Origin of the sequence: Streptomyces sp. NPDC007088 (assembly GCF_042869355.1) — a bacterium.
GTDB lineage: Bacteria > Actinomycetota > Actinomycetes > Streptomycetales > Streptomycetaceae > Streptomyces.
In genome coordinates, this window is the sequence record NZ_JBIAFO010000036.1 from 1 (window position 1) to 22,890 (window position 22,890).

Sequence of the window (22,890 nt, forward strand, 5' to 3'; positions counted from 1 at the left end):
TCCTCGCGGTCCTGATTTCCTCGGTGCCTTTCCGGTTCCCGGTCCGGCCTTTCGGCTTTCCCGTTTCCCTTTCCGGCGAGTCCGACTTTATCAGATCTTCGGTGGCCGTTTTACCGGGCTTCGTCGTTCTGCATTGTCGGGCGGCTTCGTGGAATTCAATTCCGGAAGCTCGCAGACTCTAACTGTCGCGGCCGAGCTTGTCCAGCTCAAGGCAACTGTTCGAATCTACCTCCCCGCACCCACCGCGTCAACGGTGTTTGCGAGGCGAAGAGGACAGTAGCAGGTCAGCCGAGCCCCACGCACATCAGGCCGCTACAGGCTGGGCGGCACTGCGGCCCCCGGACTCCAGGTCCCCGGTGTCGCCGGCCCGTACCGCGCGGGAGCCGAGGACGAAGACGTAGGTGAGGAAGGCCGTTTCGGCCACGACGCCGATCGTGATCCGGGCCCAGGTGGGCAGGGAGGAGGGGGTCACGAAGCCCTCGATGGCCCCGGAGACGAACAGGACCAGGGCGAGCCCCAGCGCCATGCCGAGGGCCGCGCGGCCCTCCTCCGCCAGCGCCGTACGCCGGGTGCGCGGACCGGGGTCGATCACCGTCCAGCCCAGGCGCAGCCCCGTACCGGCGGCGACGAACACGGCGGTCAGCTCCAGCAGGCCGTGCGGAAGGATCAGGCCGAGGAAGGTGTCGAGGCGGCCCGCGTCGGTCATGAGGCCGATGCCGACGGCGACGTTGAGCATGTTCTGGAAGAGGATGTAGAGAACCGGCAGGCACAGGAACGCGCCGAGGACCAGGCACAGGGCGACCGCCTGGGCGTTGTTCGTCCAGACCTGCGCCGCGAACGAGGTGGCGGGGTGGCTGGAGTAGTACGTCTCGTACTGCCCGCCGGGGCGGGTCATCTCGCGCAGCTCCTCGGGCGCCGCGATCGACTCCCGTACCGCCGGATGCGACCCGATCCACCAGCCGAGCAGGGCCGCGACCGCGACCGACAGCAGCGCCGTGGGCACCCACCAGCGCCGGGCCCGGTAGACGGCGGCGGGGAAACCCTCGGTCAGGAAACTTAGGACATCGCTCCAGGCCGCCCGCCTGGTGCCGGTCACCACGCTGCGGGCGCGCGCGACGAGCTGGGTGAGGCGGCCGACGAGCTGGGGGTCCGGTGCCGAGGAACGCAGTACGGAGAGGTGGGTGGCGGTGCGCTGGTAGAGGGTGACGAGTTCGTCCACCTCCGCGCCCGTGCGCCTGCGGCGGGCGAGCAGCTGGGCGAGGCGGTCCCACTCGGGGGCGTGCGCCGAGACGAAGACGTCGAGGTCCATGAGTCCGTTGCTCCCTCTCCCGGCCGCGGCTTCTGCGCCGTTACGCGGTGTCCGTACGCCGATGGTGCGCCGGCGCGGGGGCACCGCGTCAGGTGCGGGCGCCCCGTCAGGAGGATCAGCTTGGCAGACTGGCCCGCGGTGGGGACACGCGGCGGGGAAAGGCGGCTGGGATGAGTGGGCTGGTGACGGGCGAGGCGGTCGCGCTGGAGCTGCGGGCGGCGAAACTGCCGAGCCGCGCGGTGGCCGTGTGCATCGACCTGTTCGTGACGTGGGCGGTCTTCCTCGTCCTGGCTGTCACGCTGGTCATGTCCACCTCCTCGCTCGACGGCGCCGCGCAGGCCGCGCTCGCGGTGGCCCTGGTGGTGCTCGTCCTGATCGGTGGCCCGATAGCGGTGGAGACGCTCAGCCGGGGGCGATCCCTCGGCAAGCTGGTCTTCGGTCTGCGCGTGGTGCGGGACGACGGCGGTCCGATCAGGTTCCGGCACGCGCTGGTCCGCGGGGCGGTCGGGGCCATCGAGATCACGGGCACCTCGGGGCTCATCGCCTTCGTGGCCTCGCTGGTCTCGGAGCGGGGGCGGCGGGTCGGTGACGTGCTCGCGGGCACCCTCGTCGTACGGGAGCGGGTTCCGGGCGGGCGCGCGGGCGCCGTCCCGGCCGCGCATCCGCAGTGGGAGGGGGTGTTCGCCCGGCTCGACCTGTCGGCCGTCCCCGAGTCGCTGTGGCTCGCGGTGCGGCAGTACCTGACGCGCATGCACCAGCTGGACCCGGAGATCGGTGAGGCGATGGCCGTACGACTGGCCTCCGAGCTGCTGACCCTGACGGGGGCCTCCGTGCCGCCGGGGGCGCCCGCCGCCCAGTTCCTCATGGCTCTCGTGCGGGAGCGGCAGGTGCGGGACGCGCGGCGGGCTTTCGGGGAGGCTCCCCTCGCTCCCCCGGTGGACACCGGGCCCGCGCGGGTGGACGAGGGCGGTGCCGTGGCCGCCCCGGTCGCTCCCGCCGCGCCGTTCACGGAGCCTCAAGTGGACGACGTGCCCCGGGAGTCCACGCGGCGGACGGGGTTCGTGCCGCCTGTCTGAGCGGGCTCGCGCCGCCCGGCCGGTTTCCCCGGCTCAGGGGAAGACGGACGGCGGTGTCTCCAGGTCCTGGAGTTCCACGCCGGGGGCGGAGAGGACCACGTCGCCGGCCAGGTGGACGGAGTGCCTGTCCCCGGTGTCCAGCTCTGTGATCTGGTACTCGTCCACGATCAGCGGGCCGTTGTCAGTGGCGTGTGCTTCGCTTCTCAGCAGTGCCCAGGACTGGTCGGCCGTCCTGGGGGCGAGCACCGGTGCGGTGAAGGTGACCAGGCGTACGCGTGTGGCGGGGGAATCGGGGGTGAGGCGCAGGAGTCGTGTGAGGGCGACGAGAAAGGCGGGGGAGGTTCCGCTGAAGGCATGGGCGGCCGTGTTGCCTTCGGTGGCGTGCACTCCGGCGGGGTCCGACCTGACCCAGGTGACGCCTTCGAGGGCGGCGCCGCGGACCTGCCAGTGGGAGGCCCGCAGTTCCAGTCGCACGGGGCGGCCCAGTTCGTCGAGGGCGAGATCGACCGAGCCGGACGGGTTGCCGTCGGGGGACGTCAGCTGGGACACGTAGCGCCAGCCCGAGGGGCCCGGCGCGCACTGGAAGTGTTCTTCGGCGAGGAGGGAGCCGTCATGCGGATCGTGCAGCGAATAGCGGCCTCGGGGCATCGGGCTGTGTCCTGGGGAGCGTGAGGAACGTACGCGCGCGTACGGGATGTACCGGGCGTGGGAAGGGTGTCGTCGGGGCGCCGGGCGGCTGTACGCCGGTGCCGGGCGGGCGCTCGTGACCTGCCTGGCGGGTCCGGTGCGGGTCCGGGGTCCGGCCGGCTGTCCTCCACAGGGGAGAGGACAGCCGGCCGGGACCGGGCCGGGTACCAGCCGGAAGCTCTGGCGCCGGGCCGGGCCGGTGTGGGCCGGCCCGGCGCGGTCCGGGCCGTCGCCGTGGCATCCGGCCGCCGCCCGCGGCCGGCCCCGCCCGGCGGCACGCGTCGCTTGTCCGCCTGGGCGGGGACGGGTCCGGTGGGGCGTGCCTTCCGGACCCGTCCGGTGGCTCAGTAGCGGTAGTGGTCCGGCTTGTACGGGCCCTCGACCTCGACGCCGATGTACGCGGCCTGCTCGGGGCGGAGGGTCGTCAGCTTGACGCCGAGGGCGTCGAGGTGGAGCCGGGCGACCTTCTCGTCCAGGTGCTTGGGCAGGACGTACACGTCGGTCGGGTACTCCTCGGGCTTCGTGAACAGCTCGATCTGGGCGATCGTCTGGTCGGCGAAGCTGTTGGACATCACGAAGGACGGGTGGCCGGTCGCGTTGCCCAGGTTGAGGAGGCGGCCCTCCGACAGCACGATGATCTTCTTGCCGTCGGGGAAGGTCCAGGTGTGCACCTGGGGCTTGACCTCGTCCTTGACGATGCCCGGGATCTTCGCGAGGCCGGCCATGTCGATCTCGTTGTCGAAGTGCCCGATGTTCCCGACGATGGCCTGGTGCTTCATCTTGGCCATGTCGGCGGCCATGATGATGTCCTTGTTGCCGGTCGTGGTGACGAAGATGTCGGCCTGGCCGATCACCTCGTCCAGCGTCGTCACCTGATAGCCGTCCATCGCGGCCTGGAGGGCGCAGATGGGGTCGATCTCGGTGATGACGACGCGGGCGCCCTGGCCGCGCAGCGACTCGGCGCAGCCCTTGCCGACGTCGCCGTAGCCGCAGACCACGGCGGTCTTGCCGCCGATGAGGACGTCGGTGGCGCGGTTGATGCCGTCGACCAGGGAGTGGCGGCAGCCGTACTTGTTGTCGAACTTCGACTTGGTCACGGCGTCGTTCACGTTGATCGCCGGGAACAGGAGGGTGCCCTCGCGCTGCATCTCGTACAGGCGGTGGACGCCGGTCGTGGTCTCCTCGGTCACGCCGCGGATCTCGGAGGCCAGCTTCGTCCACTTCTGGGAGCCCTCGGAGATGGTGCGGTTGAGCAGTTCGAGGATGACGCGGTGCTCGTCGTTCTCGGCGGTGGACGGGTCGGGGGCCTTGCCGTCCTTCTCGTACTGGACGCCGTTGTGGACGAGGAGGGTGGCGTCACCGCCGTCGTCCAGGATCATGTTCGGGCCGCCGGTCGGGGCGTCCGGCCAGGTCAGCGCCTGCTCCGTGCACCACCAGTACTCCTCCAGGGACTCGCCCTTCCAGGCGAAGACCGGGACGCCCCGCGGGTCGTCCGGGGTGCCGTCCGGGCCGACGGCGATCGCGGCGGCGGCGTGGTCCTGGGTGGAGAAGATGTTGCAGGAGGCCCAGCGGACCCGGGCGCCGAGGGCCACCAGGGTCTCGATGAGGACGGCGGTCTGCACCGTCATGTGCAGGGAGCCGGTGACGCGGGCGCCGGCGAGCGGCTGGGCGTCGGCGTACTCCTTGCGCAGCGCCATCAGGCCGGGCATCTCGTGCTCGGCGAGGGAGATCTCCTTGCGGCCGAACTCGGCCAGCGACAGGTCGGCGACCTTGAAGTCCTGCGTGGTCTCTACGGACGTCATGCGAGCTGCTCCTCGGGGTGGGAGTCGAGGTGTACGGATGGCTCCGCGTGCGGTGGGGGCGCGGGTGCGCGCCGCCGACGGCCGGCGCCGGGTCCCTCGGGACGGGCGGGGCGGGCCGGGCGGTGGACACACGGGTCCCGCCGCTCGCAGCGCAGTCCGTCGGAGGCCCTCTCTCCCTCGGCCGGTCCGGCGTACCGGGCCGCCCGACCGCCATCAGCAGCGACGTCTGGCTCTGGTCGAGGCTACCAGTGCCGGTCCGGGGAGGGAGGGGCGGCGGTCACGGGCGGGCCCCGGTTCCCGTCACCGGGGCGGACGGGGCCGGGGCCTGCCGCGGTGGGGTCAGTGCTCGGGCTGGTCGGGACCCGGGCCGCCCGGGGTGGCCTGCGGGTTGGGGCCGGCCTCGGCCTCGGCCGTGGTGTAGATGTCGGGTTCGAGGTAGATCACGCGGGCGATCGGGACGGCCGTGCGGATGCGGGACTCGGCGGCGTCGATGGCCTCGGTGATCTGGGCGGCGGTGGAGCTGGGGCGCACGCCGATCTTGGCGGCGACGAGGAGTTCCTCGGGGCCGAGGTGGAGGGTGCGCATGTGGATGACGCGGGTGACCTGTTCGCCGTCCACGAGGGCCGTCTCGATCTTGCCGAGGGCCTCCGGGTTGGCGGACTCGCCCAGCAGCAGGGACTTGGTCTCGGCGGCCAGGACGAGGGCGATCAGGATGAGCAGGACGCCGATGCACAGGGTGCCGATGCCGTCCCACACGCCGTTCCCGGTGGCGAGGGCGAGGCCGACGCCGCCGAGCGCGAGGACGAGGCCGATGAGGGCACCGAAGTCCTCCAGGAGGACGACGGGCAGTTCGGGGGCCTTGGCGCGGCGGATGAACTCGGCCCAGGAGAGGTGGCCGCGGGTCTCGTTGGACTCCTTGACCGCGGTGCGGAAGGAGAAGCCCTCGGCGAGGATCGCGAAGACGAGGACGCCGACGGGCCAGTACCAGTGCTCCAGCTCGTGGGGGTGCTTGATCTTCTCGTAGCCCTCGTAGATGGCGAACATGCCACCGACGGAGAACAGGACGATGGAGACGAGGAAGGCGTAGATGAAGCGTTCGCGGCCGTAGCCGAAGGGGTGTTGCGGGGTGGCCTCGCGCTTGGCCTTCTTGCCGCCGACCAGGAGCAGGGCCTGGTTGCCGGAGTCGGCCAGGGAGTGGACGCCCTCCGCGAGCATCGAGGACGAGCCACTGAAGGCGAATGCCACGAACTTGGCCGCCGCGATGGCGAGGTTGGCGGAGAGTGCCGCCACGATCGCCCTGGTGCCGCCTGACGCACTCATCTGGTTCCGTCTTCCCTTCGTCGGTTCGCCACGTCGCCGCCGCCGTGACCGCTCGTGCCTGTGCTGCCTGTGCTGCCGGTGCCGGGCGGTGCCCGTACTGCCTGTACTGCCTCTGCCCGCGCTGCTTGTAGTGCCGCGTCCGCGCGGGCGGGAGGGGTCATTGTCGCAGCAGGGGCTGCCGGGGCGGGGCGGTGTTCTCCTTCGTACCGCTCTGTGCCCCGGCTCGGGGCGTCTGCACCCGTGGGTCCCGGCGGCTTCGGCGGGTGGTCAGGCGACGACGGTCGCGCGGAAGAGGGTGCCGGTCCCGGAGATCTCCGTCTTCTCGTGCGCGGGGACGAAGACGGACTGCCCGGGGCGCAGGGTGAGTTCGCCCGCCGTGACGGTGCCGGCGGTGCACAGGAGGATCTGCGGGGTGTCGGCCGTGAGCTGCGGGCGGGGGCTCGCGTCGGCGGCGAGGACATAGCGGGAGAGCCGGAACTCGTCGATGGGGGTCGCGTAGACCTCCTCGCCGTCCGTGCCGGCCTCGGGGCGCAGGACTCCGGGGTCGCCGGACTCGAAGCGGACGACGCGCAGGAGCTCGGGGACGTCGATGTGTTTCGGGGTGAGCCCGCAGCGCAGGACGTTGTCGGAGTTGGCCATGATCTCGACGCCGAGGCCGTGCAGGTAGGCGTGCGGGACGCCCGCGCCGAGGAACAGGGCCTGGCCGGGCTGGAGCGTGACGAAGTTGAGGAGCATCGCGGCGAGGACGCCGGGGTCGCCGGGGTAGTCGCGGGCGATCGCGGCGTACGGGGCGTGGTCGCCGCCGAGGCGTTCGCAGGCGGCGGCCGCGGCGTCGACGGTCGCGGCGATCTCGGCGGGCGCCGCGGTGAGGATCGCGGTCAGCACCTCGCGCAGGGCGGCTTCCTCGGGGCGGGCGCGCAGGAGGTCGACGTAGGGCTTGAGGGACCCCACGTCGAGGGCGTCGAGGAGAGCGGCGCTTTCGTGCGGGGGACGGAAGCCGCACAGGCCGTCGAACGGGGTGAGCGCGCAGATGAGTTCGGGCTTGTGGTTGGCGTCCTTGTAGTTGCGGTGCGGGGCGTCGAGGGGGACCCCGCGGCGCTCCTCGTCGGCGTACCCCTCCTCGGCCTGTTCCAGGTCGGGGTGGACCTGGAGGGAGAGCGGTGCGCCGGCCGCGAGGATCTTGAGGAGGAAGGGAAGGCGGGGGCCGAACTTCTCGACGGCGGCGGGGCCGAGTTCCCGCTCGGGTGCGGCGTCGATGACCGCGGACAGCGGCTCGGGCCCCCGGCCCCGGTCGAGGTGGGAGGGGGCGCCGGGGTGGGCGCCGAGCCACATCTCGGCCTGCGGTTCGCCGGTTGGCTCGACCCCGAGGAGTTCGGGGATCGCGGTGAGGGAGCCCCAGGCGTAGGGGCGGACGGTGTTGCTGAGGCGGTCCATGGGGGGTCTCTCTCGCTCGGGGTGACGGTGACGCCGGGTCGGCTGGATCGTGCGGGGGGGGTGTGCCGGGGTCGTGCCGCGGTCGCCGTACGGGCCCACGGCGGAAGCGGCGCGGAGGGTGCGGGGCGGCGCGGGCCGGGGCGCGGCGCGGTGGCCGGAAGGGGCCGTCCCGCGCGGCGCCCGCCGCTCACAGTCCGCCCGCTCGCGTCCCGGGGTGGGCGGGCCGCGCGGGGGGCCTCAGTCGGTTCGCGCGCGGGTCGCCAGGTAGGCCGTCGTGAACTCGGTGAGGGCGAGCAGTTCGCCGAGGCTCTCCAGTTCGCCGCCCTCGGGGGGCTGGAGGTCGGTGACGGGGGTGTGGTGGGCGCGGGCCAGTTCGCGGGCGGCGGGGGTCGCGGTGAGTCCGTCGGTGGGACGGGTGCGCAGGAGGACGACGCGGGGCTGGAGGACGGCGGCTGCCTCGACGCGGTCGCGGAAGAAGTCGTCCAGGTCGGCTTGTCCGCCCTCTTCGGAGCGGGCGCGGGAGAGGAGGGCGGCGTGGTCGTCCAGGGCCTCGGGGAGTTCCGCCGCGAGGGAGGGGCGGCCGGCGCGGCCGGCCAGGAGGGCGGCGAAGCGGCGGGCGGCGGGGGCCGCGGTCGTGCCCTCGGTCCACAGCAGGGGCAGGGACTCGTCGAGTTCCAGGGCGAGGGACTTGGCGGGGTTGGAGGCGATGGGTACGACGGGACCGCAGCGTTCCGCGGTGGCGTCGAGCCGGTCGGCCAGGGCGAGCAGGGTCTCCTCGGCCGCCGCGTAGAGACCGGTGCGGTCGAGCAGGCTGAGGAAGGGGACGAGCGTGGGCCACAGCGAGTCGCCGGCGACCGGTTCCCGGTCGTCCGCGCCGTCCGGGCGGGCCGGGGTGTCCGTCGGGTTCCCGTCGCCGTACGGCGGCCGGTTCCTGGAGGTGGTGGCCAGCGGGACGGCGAGCCCGCGGGAGCCGTCGACGACCTCGGTGAGCGGGCTGCGGCGGGGCGTGACGGCCACGACGGTGCAGCCCCTGCGGTACGCCTGCTCGGCGAGGACGCCGAGGCCGGGTTCCGAGCCGTGCGGGGTGGCGATCAGGAGGAGGTCCACGGGGCCGGCCCAGCCGGGCAGGGTCCAGCGCAGGGCCCCCGGGTCGGCGGCCACCCCGGTGGGGGCGAGCCGGACGACCGGGCAGACGGGCCCGGCGAGCGTCGCGAGGACGTCGGCGCAGGACGCGGCGGTCGCGCCCGCCGTGGCGACGAGGATCGCGCGGGGGCGCCCCTCGGGTTTGAGGTCGAGCAGTCCCGCCTCGGCCGTGTTGCGCAGGGCGGTGCGCAGGAGAGCACCGCTCTCGGCCGCGGCGCGCAGCAGTCCGGGCCGGTCCGCCCGGTTCAGGGCCTCGGGGTCGTCCAGCAGCGATTCGTCGAGCATGGTCGGTCTCCGGTCCGTGCCTCGTCCGTCAGTCGTCCGTCAGTCGTCCGTGAGGGGTTCGGCGACGCGTCGACGCGGGGTGCGTCCTCCCCCTGGGGAACGTCCCGCCCGGCCCGTGGGGTTCCTGGGGCCGGGGCGGGGCGGGCCGCGCCCGCCGGGAGGTCACTCCGGCTTCTTGGCCTCGTCGACGAGGAGGACGGGGATGCCGTCGCGCACGGGGTAGACGAGGCCGCAGTCGGTGCCGGTGCAGACCAGTTCCTCGGTGTCGTCCGTGGCGCGCTCCTGGAGCGGGGCGTGGCAGGCGGGGCAGGCGAGGATGTCGAGGAGGCCGGCTTCGAGCGGCATGGTGTGTCGTTCCCTTCGGGTGGCGTCGGCGGCCCACCGGGCGGGCGGGGCGCCGTGGTGCGGCCACTGCGGGCGTGACCGTACCGGTGGGGCGTACGGGGTGGCGTGGGCCGTGGGCTGCGGTCGCGTACGGGGAGCGCGTGCGCTCTCGCGTACGGGACTCCCGTCCCCGGGCGCTCACGGGTTCGCGGTACGCGGGCGCGTACGGAACCGCTGGGCGTGCGGCGGGTGCGGGCTGCCCACGGCGGGCGGCCGGTTCGCTCAGCGTACCGCCGCGCGGTGGGCGGGGATCAGCCCCGGCGGTCGCGGACGAGGGCGAGGACCTCGTCGCGGATCTTCGCCATGGTGGGTTCGTCGCGGGCCTCGACGTTGAGCCGCAGGAGCGGTTCGGTGTTGGAGGGGCGGAGGTTGAACCACCAGTCGGGGGCGGTGAGGGTGAGGCCGTCGAGGGTGTCGGCGGTGACGTCCTCGGCGGTGAACGCCTCGCGGACCCGTTCGGTGGCCGCCCGCTGGTCCTCAACGGTGGAGTTGATCTCCCCGGAGGCGGCGTAGCGGTCGTACTGGGCGACGAGCGCGGAGAGCGGGGCGGGCTGTTCGCCGAGGGCGGCGAGGACGTGCAGGGCGGCGAGCATGCCGGTGTCGGCGTTCCAGAAGTCGCGGAAGTAGTAGTGCGCGGAGTGCTCGCCGCCGAAGATCGCCCCGGTGCGGGCCATCTCGGCCTTGATGAAGGAGTGGCCGACGCGGGTGCGCACGGGGGTGCCGCCGCTTTCGCGGACGACCTCGGGCACCGACCAGGAGGTGATGAGGTTGTGGATGACGGTGCCGCTGCCGCCGTTGCGGGCGAGTTCGCGGGAGGCGACGAGGGCGGCGATCGCGGAGGGGGAGACCGGTTCGCCCCGCTCGTCCACGACGAAGCAGCGGTCGGCGTCGCCGTCGAAGGCGAGCCCGAGGTCGGCGCCCTCGGCGCGCACGCGGGCCTGGAGGTCCACGATGTTGGCCGGGTCCAGCGGGTTGGCCTCGTGGTTCGGGAAGTCGCCGTCGAGCTCGAAGTACATCGGGACGAGGTCGAGCGGGAGGCCCGCGAACACGGTGGGCACGGTGTGGCCGCCCATGCCGTTGCCCGCGTCCACCACGACCTTGAGCGGACGCGAGCCCCTCAGGTCCACGAGCGTGCGCAGGTGGTCCGCGTAGTCCTGGAGGGTGTCGCGGTGGGCGAGGGTGCCGGGGGTGGCGGCCGGGGCGGGGGCGCCGGTCTCCGTCCACTCCTCGACGAGCGCGCGGATCTCGGCGAGACCGGTCTCCTGCCCGACGGGGGCGGCGCCCGCGCGGCACAGCTTGATGCCGTTGTAGCGGGCCGGGTTGTGCGAGGCGGTGAACATCGCGCCGGGCAGACCGAGGGAGCCCGAGGCGTAGTACAGCTGGTCGGTCGAGCACAGGCCGATCCCGGTGACGTCCGCGCCCTGCGCGAGGGCGCCCCGGCCGAAGGCGCGGGCCAGGCCCGGCGAGGAGGCCCGCATGTCGTGGCCCACGACGATCGCGCCGGCGCCGGTCACGCGGACGAAGGCGGCGCCGAAGAGTTCGGCGAGCCCCTCGTCCCACTGGTCGGGAACGACTCCGCGCACGTCGTACGCCTTCACGATCTGCGACAGATCGGCCACAGCCCAGCCCTCCAGGGACAGTCCGAACGTTCTGGAGCGATCCGGGGCGATGTGGTGCTCCGGACGCTGCGCACAACCTACCGGTACGGGTCGGCGGGCCCGGTCCGGGCGGGCCGCCGGGGCCCGGCGTGAGCAGGCGTCAGGGGAGCGGGCCGGGGCGCGCTCAGGAGTCCGGGGAGCGCAGGACGCGCAGGTGGCCTCGGCGGGCCACCTCCATCGGGTCGACGGCGCGGTTCGTCGCCGGGTCGGGGCGGCGTTCCTGGGGGCGGGCGGCCTCGCGTACGGCGTTGGCGAGGGCTTCGAGGTCGTCGCCGCTGGGGCGGGGCGGGGCCGAGGCGTCGGCGAGCCGGACGACCTCCCAGCCGCGCGGGGCGGTCAGCCGCTCGGAGTGCTCGGCGCACAGGTCGTAGCAGTGGGGCTCGGCGTAAGTCGCGAGGGGGCCCAGGACCGCGGTCGAATCGGCGTAGACGTACGTCAGTGTGGCGACGGCAGGGCGGCCGCACGCGGTGCGAGAACAACGACGTACAGGGCTCACGATCCTGGACGGTACCGCACTCTTGAACGGGCCGCGACGACTCCCTCCCCGGTGGCCGCACCGTGTCGTGGCCGAAAACCGATCATCAGGTCGGCGCGGAACGGGAGCGGTGGGCGGCTCCGGCGGGCTCCGCGCGCTCGCGCCTCCGGGGAGAAGCCGGAGGCCAATCGGAGCAAAAAGTATGAACGCGGGGAGCGGGCGGGGCGGATCGTACGGTGCGTCGTGGTCCCGGCGCGCAGAGCGACCGCCCCGGCGGGTCGCGCGGGGTGTCCGGAAAGCGACGCCGAATACCCTGACCGCATAGGTGTTCCGCATGTGTCGAGGGGCGCGGGGGCCCGCGGTGGTCGCGGGGCCGGAGGAGGTCCGGGCCCCCGGCCGACGGCGGCCCGGGTCCTGCTTGCGGAGCACCGGGAGGCGCCCGCCCCGGAACACGGGGGCGGTGCGCTGGACCGGGCCGGGGCTGGGGAGATCTGCCGCCTCCGCGGCTGGTGGGCCGGGGACTGGGGAGCGGTCTCCCCGGTGGTCGTGGTCCGTCGCCCAGAGCGCGTACTCGGGCCGGAGCGGCCCCGGGGGGTCGTGGAACGCTCCGAGATCCTCCGCCGCCGAGCCGTTCGGCGCCGCACGCCTCGAAACCGTCGAGGGCGGCCTGGCCCTGGAGCGCGACGTCGATGAAGGTCATGCCCTGGTTCCTCCCCCCTTTCACCTCGGGGCGCCCGGGGCGGCCGCGGAAGGGCCCGCGAGGTCCTGGCGGTGCGCCGGGTCGCTGTCGCGGTACCCGTAGGGCGTGGGCGGAACGGCCGGAGACGGCCTAGGCTTCGCAGGTGATGGACAGCTCCGCACCGACCCCGCCCGCAGCCCCGGGACCGCGCCGCCGCGACCGCCACGGGCGCGGGATGCGCGGTCCTGTCGCCCCTCCGCAGGTACCGCTCTCGATGAGCAGGTCCGACCTGTTCTCCGACCTCGTGCAGGACTCGGTGGAGCGGCTGGAGCGGCGCTGGCCGCAGCTCAGCGACGTCGAGTTCCTGGTGCTCGACGTGCCGGGCGAGGAGGGCCGGGGCGAGAGCTGGCAGGACGAGACGGTGCCGCTGGGGACGACGGTCACCGGGCGCGAGGGCCGGCCCTCCGTCGTGGTCGTCTACCGCCGCCCGGTCGAGATCCGCAGCAAGACCCGGGACGAGCGGGCGCTGCTGGTCCACGAGGTCGTCGTCGAGCAGGTCGCGGACCTGCTGGGGCTCGCGCCGGAGTCGGTCGACCCGCGGTACGGGGAGGAGTGAGGAGCGGCCCCTCCGACCGGGTGGGCCGCTCCTTCGCCCGGGTGGGCCGCCCCTACGACCCGGAGGGGCCCCTCCCCCGTCGGGTTCCCCCGCCGGGTCCGGGTCCGCCGTCCGGTCCCCGTGTCAGCGCTCCAGCACCCGCAGGTCCTGCCGCGTCCTCGGCACCCGGACGGTGCCCCGGTCGTTGGCCAGGGGCTGCACGGTGAACAGCGGGACCCCCTCGGCGTCGTCCGAGGTGGCGTCGAGTTCGCGGGCCGCATAGAGCGCCGCTCCCGTGCCGCCCTCGGGTTCGAGGGTGAGCGCGTAGGTGCCGTCGGCGCCGCCGGGGGCGGGTGGTTCGACGGTCTGGGAGGTGCCCTTGCGCAGGCTGTACGTCCTGCTCGCCGCCGTACCGCCCTTGCTGCCCGCCGAGGCCGTGACCTTGACCTTCGCGGCGGCCGTGGGGGCGGCGAGGGTCAGTTTCACGTGCTCGGCCCGGTTGCCCGCGACGGTGGCGCGCGCGCCGACGGGGGCGGTGGCCGGGATGAAGGCGGTCTCCCGGTTCGCGCCCTTGCCGCGGGTCACCCGCAGTGCCGCGACGACGGGGGTCGGGCCGTCCGCCCCGCTCGGCGAGAGCACGAGGGAACCGGCCTCGCCCCGGGTGACCGCCCCGAGGTCGGCGGAGGCCGTCATCCCGGACTTGACGTGCAGGACCTCGTGGCCGGCCGGGGTGATGGTGCTGGACTTGCCGGCGAGCTGGATCTTCAGGTCGGCGTCGTCGGTGCCGGGGGCGAAGGCGACGAGCCGGACGTCGGTGGCGTCGGCGGGGATGCCCGGCAGGACCAGCCGGGGGGCCGGGTCGGCGGCCGGGGGCAGCCAGTCCGAGCCCGCCGAGGACTGGGAGACGAGGGCGGCGGCCGAGACGCGGCCGCTGCGCGCGGTGACGTGCGCGGTCAGGTCGTCCTCGGGGTCGTCGGTGAGCGTGGACAGCAGCACCGGGACCGTGGACAGCGGCGGGACCTGGATGGCCTCGCCGACCTCCGACTTCACGGCGCCCCTCGTCCCGTACAGCTCGATGTCCACGACGGTGGCGGAGTCGTCGGGGTTGGTGAGGTGGACGTAGTCGGAGCGGTCCTTCGCGGTGCTCACGCCCGGGAGCCAGAAGTCGGTGTCGGGGGCGCCGCAGCTCAGCCCGCGCAGGGAGCGGTCGGCCCCGGCGTCGATCGTCGTGGTCTGCTGGACGGTCCAGCCGGGGGCGAGCGCCCCGGTCGCGAGGCCCACGAGGGAGGGTTCCTTGGAGCCCGAGACGTTCTTGCTGTCGACGGGCTTGCCCGCCTCCTTCGCGGTGAGCACCGGCTTCCCGGTCCTGACCGTCTCCTCCGCGTTCTTGCCGTCCTTCAGCTCGGTCGGCGAGGGACGCAGCGCGGCGCTGCCGCCGGCCGCCGCGCCCGCGCCGCGCGGCGTGAACGCGCTGTAGGCGGTCTGCGCGAGGTCGGAGTCCGAAGGCGAGGGGCACAGCAGGCTGGACCGCTCGACGGGCAGGGTCTGCGCGGCCTGCGGGGCGGTGGCCCGCCCGTCGTCGGGCGAGGTGGCGGCGGCGACGCCGGTGAGGGCGGCGAGCGCCGCGGTCGCCGCGATGAGGGACAGGGTGCTGCGGTTCACTGGTTGCTCCCGTCACGGTGCTGCTCGCCCTGTTCGCCGTAGCCGTGGCCGTGGCGCGGCGGGTCGGCCGGGTCGTACGGCGGCCGCGCGCCGGGGTCGTACGGCTGCGCGCCCGGGTCGTGGGGCGGCAGGCCACCGGTGTCGTAGGGCTGCTCGTAGGGCGGCTGTGCCCCGGTGTCGTAGGGCGCCGGGTCGTAGGCCGGCCGGCCGCCGGTGTCGTACGGCTGCGGGTCGCCCTGCGGGTAGGGCGGCAGGGTGCCCGTGGCGGCGTCGGTGTCGTAGCCGGGGTGCGTCCCTTCCCGGTCCTGGCCCGGTCCCGGGTAGCCGTAGGGGTCGTAGGTGCCGCTCGACGCGTACGGGTCGGCCTGGTGGGGCTGTCCGTAGGGCGCGTCGTAGCCGGTGGAGCCGGACTGGCGCGCGCCCTGCGCGGCGTACACGGTCTCCGGTGCGCCGGGCTCCTCCTCGGCCCCGGTGGGCGCGGTGCCGTCCCGTTCGGCCTCGGCGTCGGCCTGGGCGCGCAGCCGGCGGGCCCGGCGGCCCTCTCCGGAGACGGCCTGGGCGGGGAGGGCGACGGGCTCCTCGGGCAGGTCGTCGTCGACGTGCTTGCGGCGGCCGGGGAGGGCGAGGACGAGCAGGACGAGTCCGAGGAAGCCCTGGCTCCACACCCACAGGGTGTGGGTGAAGGGCGTGTCGTGGACGACGTCGAGGTGGCCGCCGCCCGCGGGCAGCCGGAAGCCCTGGGCCCAGCCGTCGAGGGTGACGGGGGTGAGCGGGCGCCCGTCGAGGGTGGCCTGCCAGTCCGGTCCCGCGACGTCGGCCAGGCGCAGGACGCGGCCCTCGCCGCCCGCGGGGACCCGGGTGTGCAGTTCGACGGGGCCCGCGGGCACGGGCTGCGGGGCCCGGGACTTCTGGACGAGGGTCGCGCGGGCCACCTGACGGTCCACGCGCCACAGGGCGCTGCCGTCCTGACGGCTGAGCCGGGTCAGTCCGGGCGTCGCGTCCAGGACCCGGCTCATCTCGCGGGAGGAGCCGTCGCGCACCAGGACGTAGCGCACGGCGAAGCCGCCGAGTTCGTCGGCCTGGACCGCTCCGGAGCCGGCGACGAGCCGTCCGACGACCTTGCCGAGGCGGCTGTTGGTCCCCGCCGCGTCCAGCAGTTCGGCGTCACCGAGCCGGCTGCCGGAGCCGCGTACGAGGGTGTAGGCGACCTCGCTCGCGCTGTCCCCGGCCAGGACGAGGGTGCGCGGCTGGTCCTCGGTGCCGCTCTCGGCGGCGACGAAGGCGGGGACCTGGACGGGGCTGCGGCGCTCCAGGGGGCCGTCGGCGCCGGAGATCATCCAGCCGGCGGCGGCCACGACGGGGGCGAGGGCGGCGGCGAGGCCGATGAGCGCGGCGAGCGGCTGGCGCCAGCCGAAGCTCTGCTCGGCGACCCGGAAGCGGGCGCCCTGCGCGCCGATGAGCGCGGCGCCGAGCAGGGCGGCGCCCTCGACGAGGGTCGCGGGCCCGGCCCAGCCGGAGTGGTTGCTGAGGACCGCGAACAGGAGGGCCACGAGGGCGACCGACCAGGCGGTGAGGACGGCGGTGCGGCGCTCGCTGCGCAGGAGGGCGGCGAGCGCGCTGAGCACGATGCCGAGGAACAGCAGGCCGCTGAGGGTGCCGGGGCCGCCCGGACTCATGCCGAGCAGGTCGCTCGCGCTCGCGGTGCCGCTCACGTCGTCGAAGCCGGCCTCGTGCAGGAAGCCGGTGGGCGCCAGCGTGAAGGACCACGGGGCGAGCACGAGCATCGGGGTGCCGAGGACGGCGAGCAGCCGCAGCCCGTAGGCGCGCGGTTCGGCGCGGCGCACGACGAGCACGGCGATGCCGAGGACGAGGGCGAGCGGCCAGACCACGGGCGTGAACGCCATGGTCAGCGTGAGCAGCAGGGTGAGCGCCCAGGTCGCGCGCCAGGTCCCGCGCCGGCCGGTCAGGCCGCTCGCGGAGATCGCGGCGCGGGCCAGCAGCGGCAGGACGACGGCGAGGACGGCGGTGCCGATCCGCCCGGAGGCGAGGGCGCCGGTCGCGGCGGGCAGGAAGGCGTAGGCGATGGCGGCCCAGGCGCGCAGCAGCCGGGACTCGATCAGGGGCCGGGTCGCGAAGTAGGCGGTGCAGCCGGCCAGCGGCACCGAGCACACCAGCAGCAGGGTCACGGCGAGCGAGGTCGAGCCGAGCAGCACGGTGGCGAGGGTCGCCACGATCGCGAGGTAGGGCGGGGCGGTGTCGGTGCTGCCGGTGCCGACGGTGTGCCAGCTGTCCAGGTACGAGGACCACAGCGCGGAGGCGTCGGAGGGGGCGGGCAGCAGGGCGCCGCCCATGAGCGTGCCGCCGCCGACGAGGTCGCGGCAGGCGACGAGGGAGAACACGAGGAGGACCGCGAACAGCACCGGTCCCGGTCTGCGGGCGAGGCGTTTGAGCCGCGCGAACTGCTCGATCTCCAGGTAGTCGCCCTCGTCCCCGCCGGGGCCGGACTCGACGACGCCGTGCCGGCCGCCCGAGGTGTCCTCGGCGGCGCTGCGGCCCGCGACGCTGCTCGCGACCTGCTCGGCCAGCAGCCGCAGGGTCGCTCCGGGCGGCGGGAAGAGCGGGCGCAGTTCGGCGGGATCGACCTGGCTCACGCCCCGGTCCTTGCGGGCTTTCAGGACACGCCCGGGGCGCAGCAGGACGGACAGCAGGCCCGTGATCTCGTCGACGGCCTGTCCGGGGACCTTGCCGACGAGGTAGGCGAGGGTGCGCAGCACGGTGCCGAGCAGGAGCCTGAAGAGGACCCAGGGCAGGGCGGCCGTACGGGAGTTGACGAGCAGGGTGTGCACGGCGCCGGCCTTGTCGACGCGGTGCGGGCTGGTCGCGGTGCGGCCGACGCAGTCCACGGTGCGGCGTTCGCGGGAGGCGGCCTCCGCGTGCCGGACGACGGCGTCGGGGGCGACCAGGACGCGGTACCCGGCGGCCTGGGCGCGCCAGCACAGGTCGACGTCGTCCCGCATCAGGGGGAGTCCGCGGTCGAAGCCGCCGAGTTCCTCGTAGACGTCGCGGCGCACGAGCATGCCGGCGGTCGAGACGGACAGCACGGGACGTACGTGGTCGTGCTGGCCCTGGTCCTGCTCGCGGCGGTCCAGGCCGGTCCAGCGGCGGCCGCTGGGGGCGATGGAGACGCCGACTTCGAGCAGTTGTCTGCGGTCGTACCAGCCGCGCAGTTTGGGGCCGACGACCGCGACGTCGTCGCGGCCGAGTTCGTGCTCGTTCTCCACGGCGCGCAGGAGTTCGGCGAGGGCGCCCGGTTCGGGGGCGCTGTCGTCGTGCAGCAGCCACAGCCACTGCACGGGCTCGCCGTGCGGCAGCTCGGGGAGGTCGTACGCCTCGTCGCGCCAGGTGCGGCTGACCGGGTCCCAGCCGCTGGGGCGCTTCAGGTAGGTCAGTTCCTCGGGGGTGAGGGCGCCCGCGACGCGCTGCGCCTCGTCGACGGCGGCACCGAAGCCGGAGCGGCGCGCGAGGTGGAGCACGCAGGTGTCGCCCAGGGACTCGGCGAGCAGCCGCGCGGACTCGTCGGCGCTGCCGGTGTCGGCGGCGACCGCGTTCTGCACGGGACGGTCCTGGCCGAGCACTCCGGCGAGGACCTCGGGCAGCCAGCGGGCACCGTCGTGCGCGACGAGTACCGCGGTGACGACATGGCGCGGGAACTCGGGTGGGCGGGTCGGATCGAGCGCCGCCCAGCGGGCGGGGGCCGACCCTGCGGTGGCGGCGTCGTAGTGGGCCGCCGAGTGGCTGTGCACGGACATCGAGGTACGGGCCCCGGTTCGATGGACTGCGGTGGACACGTGCGCCTCGTGGGGAGGCGGTGGTGTCTCGGACGGGGCCCCACACTAACGGCTGGGAAGAACACCGGTCCGCCGCCTGTGGACAACCCACGGGCGACGGACCGATCGTCATATCAGGCTATGTACGGCCCTGTCGGGCCGAGGGGAGGCGAGACCTCCGGAGGCTTGTCGCGGTTCCCGTACGGGCCGTTCACCGGGCGGCGCCCGCGGAGGGCACCCGCCGGACGGTTCCCGTCCGCAGCGCTTGCCGGGCGGCGCCCGCTCGGGCCGCCGGTCACCGGCCGCCTCGCGCGGGGGCGGATATGGCGCGACGCGCGTACGGGGCGGATATGGGGCGCCTCGCGTACGGGTCGTCGACCGGCCACCGCGCACCGGACCCGTTGGTCGCCGGCCGGTCCGCACCGCGCCGGTTGTTCCTCTGGTTCACCGGCCTGACCGCTCCGTGCCGGTCACTCGCCGTGCGCGCCGGCCGGGCCCTTCCGTGCCGGTCGCTCGTCAGCCGGTGCGTACCGGCGGCCGGCTCGCGTCGGTCCGCTCCTCGCGGACGGTGCTCGCGGGGCCTCGCGCGGACCGCGCCGTGCGCGATCGGGCCCGCGGACCGCTTCAGACCGCGGCCTTCTTGAGGCGGCGGCGTTCCCGCTCGGAGAGTCCGCCCCAGATCCCGAACCGCTCGTCGTTGGCGAGCGCGTACTCCAGGCATTCCGAGCGCACCTCGCACGCCAGGCAGACCTTCTTGGCCTCGCGGGTCGATCCACCCTTTTCGGGGAAGAACGATTCCGGGTCGGTCTGGGCGCACAGCGCGCGCTCCTGCCAGCCCAGCTCCTCCTCGGCATCCATCGCGTCGCCGACCAGCAGTTCCTGAAACAGCTCGGTCATCTGCGCCCCTCGTCTGTCTTTACGTCCCCGTGATGTCGCCGTTACCGATGGCGACCAAACGACACGAGTGAAATTACAAGTGTGCTGATCCGGGGCAGTCAAGCCGAGATCTGCTATTGGGCCCCTTATTCACTCTGCGGAACCAAGGGGGTACGGAAAGTGTTCAAATCGGTCTAAACCGCAACACACTTCCGGCTCCGCCATGCGGGGCCCCTCATCACCTGAGAAGACGTCACCGCACCGGAGCCCGTTGCCCGGAGAGCTTCACTGCGAGCCGGATCACAGAACCATCACGACCTGACAACGGCGTTTCCATAAACCGGCTGCTGCCCCATGTGTCCCGTGGAAACGCTGCACAAACCTTTCAGCAGTGCGCTCGACCCAATGGGGTGAATCACGTTCCGGGGTTCGGTCGTCAGTTGACATCACATGTGTGAGGCGCTTGCCTTGTGGGCATGCTCGCGTCTTCAGCCACTTTCCGGACCTGCTCTCGCAGGGCCCTCGGCGCTGCCCGCACGCGAAGCGATGTCGCCTCCGTCTGTACGAGCCCGCTCTGGACGGGCCCCCGGTGTACGGGTCCGTGTACCGGCGCGTGCGCGTACTCCTGTACGTGTTGTGGTCGCGGTCTCTGAAGGCTGACGCCCCGCGCCCGTCCCGTCCGGGACCGGCCCGCGCGCACCGCCGCACCGCAGCCTCCCTCTCCTGAGTCTTCCCCGTGTCTTCGCGCGCCCCGGGCGCGCCCTTCGCACTCGCCGAGGAACCACTCCCCCATGAACAGCGACAGCGATCTCCAGATCGCCGGGGACCTCCTTGAGGTCCCGCACCTGCTCCGCCCCCGGCGCGAGCACCCCGAGACCGTGGCGGAGTTCGCCGGTCTCGCCCGCGCCGTGGCCGCCGAGCCCGCGCAGTGGGCCCCGCTGGTCCGCTACAACGCGAGCAGCCGCTGGTACCACCGGCTGCGCACCGGGCCCGGTTACGAGGTGTGGCTGCTGTCCTGGCTGCCCGGACAGGGCACGGGGGCCCACGACCACGGGCCCTCCAGTGGCGTACTGACCGTCCTGGCGGGCGAGTTGACCGAGCGCACGGCGCGTACGGAACACCGGCTCGGCGCCGGGGCGCAGCGCGTGTTCGCCCCGGGGTACGCCCACGAGGTCGTCAACGGGGGTCTGGAGCCGGCCGTGAGCCTGCACGTCTACTACCCGGGGCTCACCGAGATGCCGATGCGCGCCCTGCACGCCGCGGCGGGCTGCGCGACCCCGGCGGCGGCCGGCCTCGGCTGAGCGCCCGCAGGACGACCGCCCCCCGGCGGCGGGCGGAGCCCGCCTGAGAGACTGACGTCCATGCGCATTGTTGTTCTGGCCGGAGGTATCGGCGGTGCTCGTTTCCTGCGGGGCCTTCAGCGGGCCGTACCGGAGGGCACGGACATCACAGTCATCGGCAACACCGGTGACGACATCCATCTGTTCGGGCTGAAGGTGTGCCCGGACCTCGACACCGTGATGTACACGCTGGGCGGTGGCATCAACGAGGAGCAGGGCTGGGGGCGCTCGGAGGAGAGCTTCCGGGTCAAGGAGGAACTGGCCGCCTACGGGGTCGGGCCGGAGTGGTTCGGGCTCGGCGACCGGGACTTCGCGACGCACATCGTCCGCACCCAGATGCTGGACGCGGGCTATCCGCTGAGCGCCGTGACGGAGGCGCTGTGCGAGCGCTGGCAGCCCGGGGTGCGGCTGATCCCGATGTCCGACGACCGCGTCGAGACCCATGTCGCCGTCGAGGTGGACGGGGAGCGCAAGGCCGTGCACTTCCAGGAGTACTGGGTGCGGATGCGGGCCTCGGTGCCCGCGCTGGCCGTGGTCCCGGTGGGCGCCGAGCAGTCGAAGCCGGCGCCCGGTGTGCTGGAGGCGATCGCGCGGGCGGACGTCGTGCTCTTCCCGCCGTCCAACCCGGTCGTGTCGATCGGCACGATCCTCGCGGTGCCCGGTGTCCGGGAGGCCATCGCGGAGGCCGGGGTCCCGGTGGTCGGGCTCTCCCCCATCGTCGGGGACGCCCCGGTGCGCGGGATGGCCGACAAGGTGCTGGCCGCCGTCGGCGTCGAGTCGACGGCCGCCGCGGTCGCCGAGCACTACGGGGCCGGGCTGCTCGACGGGTGGCTCGTGGACACCGTGGACGCGGCCTCGGTGGAGCGGATCGAGGCCGAGGGCATCCGCTGCCGGGCCGTACCGCTGCTGATGACGGACCTGGACGCCACCGCCCGGATGGCCCGCGAGGCCCTCGATCTCGCCGAGGAGGTACGGGTATGAGCGCCGAGCCCTCCGCCGTGCCCGCCCGGTCCGCCGAGCCCTCCGCCGGTTACCGGGTCTGGGCCGTGCCGGGACTGCCCGAGGTGCGGCCGGGGGACGACCTCGCGAAGCTGATCGCCGGGGCCGCCCCGGAACTCGCCGACGGGGACGTCCTGCTCGTGACCTCCAAGATCGTGTCGAAGGCGGAGGGCCGGATCGTGGCCGCCGACTCCCGCGAGGAGGCCATCGACGCGGAGACGGTACGGGTCGTGGCGCGGCGCGGGACGCTGCGCATCGTCGAGAACCGGCAGGGCCTGGTCATGGCCGCCGCCGGGGTCGACGCCTCCAACACCCCCGCCGGGACGGTGCTGTTGCTGCCCGAGGACGCCGACGCCTCGGCGCGGGTCCTGCGGGAGGGGCTGCGGGCCGCGCTCGGCGTGGACGTCGGGGTCGTGGTCACCGACACCTTCGGTCGGCCCTGGCGCAGCGGGCTGACCGACGTGGCGATCGGCGCGGCCGGGGTGCGGGTCCTCGACGACCTGCGCGGCGGCACCGACGCGCACGGCAATCCGCTGAGCGCGACGGTCGTGGCGAGCGCCGACGAGCTGGCCGCCGCCGGGGACCTCGTGAAGGGCAAGGCGGCGGGCCGCCCGGTCGCCGTCGTACGCGGTCTGCCGCACCTGCTGTCGGCGGACGGCGAGGAGCCGGGCGCACGGGCTCTGGTGCGCGGGGCGCGCGACGACATGTTCCGGCTCGGCACCTCCGAGGCGGTGCGCGAGGCGGTCACCCAGCGGCGTACGGTGCGCGCCTTCACCGAGGAGCCGGTCGACCCGGGGGCGGTGCGCCGTGCCGTGGCCGCCGCCGTGACCGCGCCCGCCCCGCACCACACGACGCCGTGGCGTTTCGTGCTGCTGGAGTCGGAGCCGGCCAGGAAGCGGCTGCTGGACGCGATGCGGGAGGCGTGGATCGCGGACCTGCGCCGGGACGGCAAGAGCGAGGAGTCGGTCGCGAAGCGGGTGCGGCGCGGGGACGTGCTGCGCGCGGCGCCGTATCTCGCGGTGCCGTGTCTGGTCATGGACGGCTCGCACCACTACGGCGATCCGCGCAGGGACGCCGCGGAGCGCGAGATGTTCGTGGTGGCGGCCGGGGCCGGGGTGCAGAACTTCCTCGTCGCGCTCGCCGGGGAGCGGCTGGGCTCGGCGTGGGTGTCCTCGACGATGTTCTGCCGCGAGGTCGTCCGCGAGGTGCTGGAGCTGCCGGAGAACTGGGACCCGATGGGCGCGGTCGCGATCGGCCACCCGGCGGCCGAGCCCGCGGCCCGCCCGGCCCGGTCGGCGGAGGACTTCCTGACGGTGCGTTGAGTCCCGGCCCCGCGCGG

At 74.2% G+C, this 22,890-nt stretch carries 17 protein-coding genes; 5 read left to right on the top strand and 12 right to left on the bottom strand.

Translation table 11 applies throughout. From position 1 onward, the window contains the following. Positions 1 to 304 precede the first annotated feature (304 nt). Complete coding sequence (locus ACFYMP_RS31235) at positions 305 to 1,309, bottom strand: stage II sporulation protein M (RefSeq protein ID WP_388863903.1); 1,005 nt, start codon at positions 1,307 to 1,309, stop codon at positions 305 to 307. Between the two features lie 170 nt (positions 1,310 to 1,479). On the opposite strand from ACFYMP_RS31235, the gene ACFYMP_RS31240 reads away from it, so the two are divergent. Further along, a complete protein-coding gene (locus tag ACFYMP_RS31240; protein ID WP_388863905.1) occupies positions 1,480 to 2,385 on the top strand; it encodes an RDD family protein in 906 nt (301 codons plus the stop codon). A 33-nt stretch (positions 2,386 to 2,418) separates the two neighbouring features. Here ACFYMP_RS31240 and ACFYMP_RS31245 read toward each other — a convergent pair whose 3' ends face one another. From ACFYMP_RS31245 to ACFYMP_RS31280, 8 genes are all read right to left on the bottom strand, one after another. Next, positions 2,419 to 3,033: a hypothetical protein gene (locus ACFYMP_RS31245; RefSeq protein WP_388863907.1), complete on the bottom strand. Its 615-nt coding sequence runs from the start codon at positions 3,031 to 3,033 to the stop codon at positions 2,419 to 2,421. A gap of 383 nt (positions 3,034 to 3,416) precedes the next feature. Beyond that, positions 3,417 to 4,874: an adenosylhomocysteinase gene (ahcY, locus tag ACFYMP_RS31250; protein WP_388863909.1), complete on the bottom strand. Its 1,458-nt coding sequence runs from the start codon at positions 4,872 to 4,874 to the stop codon at positions 3,417 to 3,419. A gap of 339 nt (positions 4,875 to 5,213) precedes the next feature. Continuing rightward, positions 5,214 to 6,194 carry a cation diffusion facilitator family transporter gene (locus tag ACFYMP_RS31255; RefSeq protein WP_388863911.1) on the bottom strand — a complete coding sequence of 327 codons (981 nt, stop codon included), beginning with the start codon at positions 6,192 to 6,194 and terminating at the stop codon, positions 5,214 to 5,216. A gap of 267 nt (positions 6,195 to 6,461) precedes the next feature. Then, positions 6,462 to 7,628, bottom strand: coding sequence for a mannose-6-phosphate isomerase, class I (manA, locus tag ACFYMP_RS31260; RefSeq protein ID WP_388863913.1), 1,167 nt, complete (start codon positions 7,626 to 7,628; stop codon positions 6,462 to 6,464). Between the two features lie 237 nt (positions 7,629 to 7,865). Further along, positions 7,866 to 9,056, bottom strand: coding sequence for an SIS domain-containing protein (locus ACFYMP_RS31265; protein WP_388863915.1), 1,191 nt, complete (start codon positions 9,054 to 9,056; stop codon positions 7,866 to 7,868). Between the two features lie 162 nt (positions 9,057 to 9,218). Beyond that, complete coding sequence (locus ACFYMP_RS31270; RefSeq protein WP_388863917.1) at positions 9,219 to 9,401, bottom strand: Trm112 family protein; 183 nt, start codon at positions 9,399 to 9,401, stop codon at positions 9,219 to 9,221. Between the two features lie 290 nt (positions 9,402 to 9,691). After that, positions 9,692 to 11,059, bottom strand: a complete 1,368-nt coding sequence (locus ACFYMP_RS31275) for a phosphomannomutase/phosphoglucomutase (protein WP_388863919.1) — start codon at positions 11,057 to 11,059, stop codon at positions 9,692 to 9,694. 163 nt (positions 11,060 to 11,222) lie between these two features. Beyond that, on the bottom strand, positions 11,223 to 11,597 hold the full coding sequence (locus tag ACFYMP_RS31280) for a DUF3499 domain-containing protein (protein WP_388863966.1): 375 nt from the start codon (positions 11,595 to 11,597) through the stop codon (positions 11,223 to 11,225). A gap of 821 nt (positions 11,598 to 12,418) precedes the next feature. Between ACFYMP_RS31280 and ACFYMP_RS31285 the strand changes: the two genes are divergently transcribed. After that, a complete protein-coding gene (locus ACFYMP_RS31285; RefSeq protein ID WP_388863921.1) occupies positions 12,419 to 12,868 on the top strand; it encodes a metallopeptidase family protein in 450 nt (149 codons plus the stop codon). Between the two features lie 123 nt (positions 12,869 to 12,991). On the opposite strand, the gene ACFYMP_RS31290 is transcribed toward ACFYMP_RS31285, so the two are convergent. The 3 genes from ACFYMP_RS31290 to ACFYMP_RS31300 form a co-directional block, all read right to left on the bottom strand. Then, on the bottom strand, positions 12,992 to 14,509 hold the full coding sequence (locus ACFYMP_RS31290; protein ID WP_388863923.1) for a DUF5719 family protein: 1,518 nt from the start codon (positions 14,507 to 14,509) through the stop codon (positions 12,992 to 12,994). Beyond that, on the bottom strand, positions 14,506 to 18,318 hold the full coding sequence (locus tag ACFYMP_RS31295) for a glycosyltransferase (protein WP_388863968.1): 3,813 nt from the start codon (positions 18,316 to 18,318) through the stop codon (positions 14,506 to 14,508). Before ACFYMP_RS31295 ends, ACFYMP_RS31290 begins: the two co-directional genes overlap by 4 nt. Before the next feature lie 642 nt (positions 18,319 to 18,960). After that, positions 18,961 to 19,233: a WhiB family transcriptional regulator gene (locus ACFYMP_RS31300; protein WP_363149878.1), complete on the bottom strand. Its 273-nt coding sequence runs from the start codon at positions 19,231 to 19,233 to the stop codon at positions 18,961 to 18,963. Between the two features lie 770 nt (positions 19,234 to 20,003). On the opposite strand from ACFYMP_RS31300, the gene ACFYMP_RS31305 reads away from it, so the two are divergent. Genes ACFYMP_RS31305 through ACFYMP_RS31315 form a run of 3 tightly spaced genes read left to right on the top strand, consistent with a single transcriptional unit; the run spans position 20,004 to position 22,873 of the window. Beyond that, a complete protein-coding gene (locus ACFYMP_RS31305) occupies positions 20,004 to 20,513 on the top strand; it encodes a cysteine dioxygenase (RefSeq protein ID WP_388863926.1) in 510 nt (169 codons plus the stop codon). 60 nt (positions 20,514 to 20,573) lie between these two features. Beyond that, positions 20,574 to 21,533 (top strand): 2-phospho-L-lactate transferase, encoded by a 960-nt coding sequence (cofD, locus tag ACFYMP_RS31310; protein ID WP_388863928.1) that lies wholly within the window; start codon positions 20,574 to 20,576, stop codon positions 21,531 to 21,533. Continuing rightward, entirely contained in the window at positions 21,530 to 22,873 is a 1,344-nt protein-coding gene (locus ACFYMP_RS31315) for a coenzyme F420-0:L-glutamate ligase (protein ID WP_388863930.1), read from the top strand. The genes cofD and ACFYMP_RS31315 overlap by 4 nt, the downstream gene beginning before the upstream one ends. Positions 22,874 to 22,890: the final 17 nt, after the last annotated feature.

Excerpts from the sequence above, each read along its gene's own strand:
- ACFYMP_RS31235 (WP_388863903.1), bottom strand. The coding sequence starts at position 1,309 with ATGGACCTCGACGTCTTCGTCTCGGCGCACGCCCCCGAGTGGGACCGC.
- ACFYMP_RS31240 (WP_388863905.1), top strand. The coding sequence starts at position 1,480 with ATGAGTGGGCTGGTGACGGGCGAGGCGGTCGCGCTGGAGCTGCGGGCG.
- ACFYMP_RS31245 (WP_388863907.1), bottom strand. The coding sequence starts at position 3,033 with ATGCCCCGAGGCCGCTATTCGCTGCACGATCCGCATGACGGCTCCCTC.
- ahcY (WP_388863909.1), bottom strand. The coding sequence starts at position 4,874 with ATGACGTCCGTAGAGACCACGCAGGACTTCAAGGTCGCCGACCTGTCG.
- ACFYMP_RS31255 (WP_388863911.1), bottom strand. The coding sequence starts at position 6,194 with ATGAGTGCGTCAGGCGGCACCAGGGCGATCGTGGCGGCACTCTCCGCC.
- manA (WP_388863913.1), bottom strand. The coding sequence starts at position 7,628 with ATGGACCGCCTCAGCAACACCGTCCGCCCCTACGCCTGGGGCTCCCTC.
- ACFYMP_RS31265 (WP_388863915.1), bottom strand. The coding sequence starts at position 9,056 with ATGCTCGACGAATCGCTGCTGGACGACCCCGAGGCCCTGAACCGGGCG.
- ACFYMP_RS31270 (WP_388863917.1), bottom strand. The coding sequence starts at position 9,401 with ATGCCGCTCGAAGCCGGCCTCCTCGACATCCTCGCCTGCCCCGCCTGC.
- ACFYMP_RS31285 (WP_388863921.1), top strand. The coding sequence starts at position 12,419 with ATGGACAGCTCCGCACCGACCCCGCCCGCAGCCCCGGGACCGCGCCGC.
- ACFYMP_RS31295 (WP_388863968.1), bottom strand. The coding sequence starts at position 18,318 with ATGTCCGTGCACAGCCACTCGGCGGCCCACTACGACGCCGCCACCGCA.
- ACFYMP_RS31300 (WP_363149878.1), bottom strand. The coding sequence starts at position 19,233 with ATGACCGAGCTGTTTCAGGAACTGCTGGTCGGCGACGCGATGGATGCC.
- ACFYMP_RS31305 (WP_388863926.1), top strand. The coding sequence starts at position 20,004 with ATGAACAGCGACAGCGATCTCCAGATCGCCGGGGACCTCCTTGAGGTC.
- cofD (WP_388863928.1), top strand. The coding sequence starts at position 20,574 with ATGCGCATTGTTGTTCTGGCCGGAGGTATCGGCGGTGCTCGTTTCCTG.
- ACFYMP_RS31315 (WP_388863930.1), top strand. The coding sequence starts at position 21,530 with ATGAGCGCCGAGCCCTCCGCCGTGCCCGCCCGGTCCGCCGAGCCCTCC.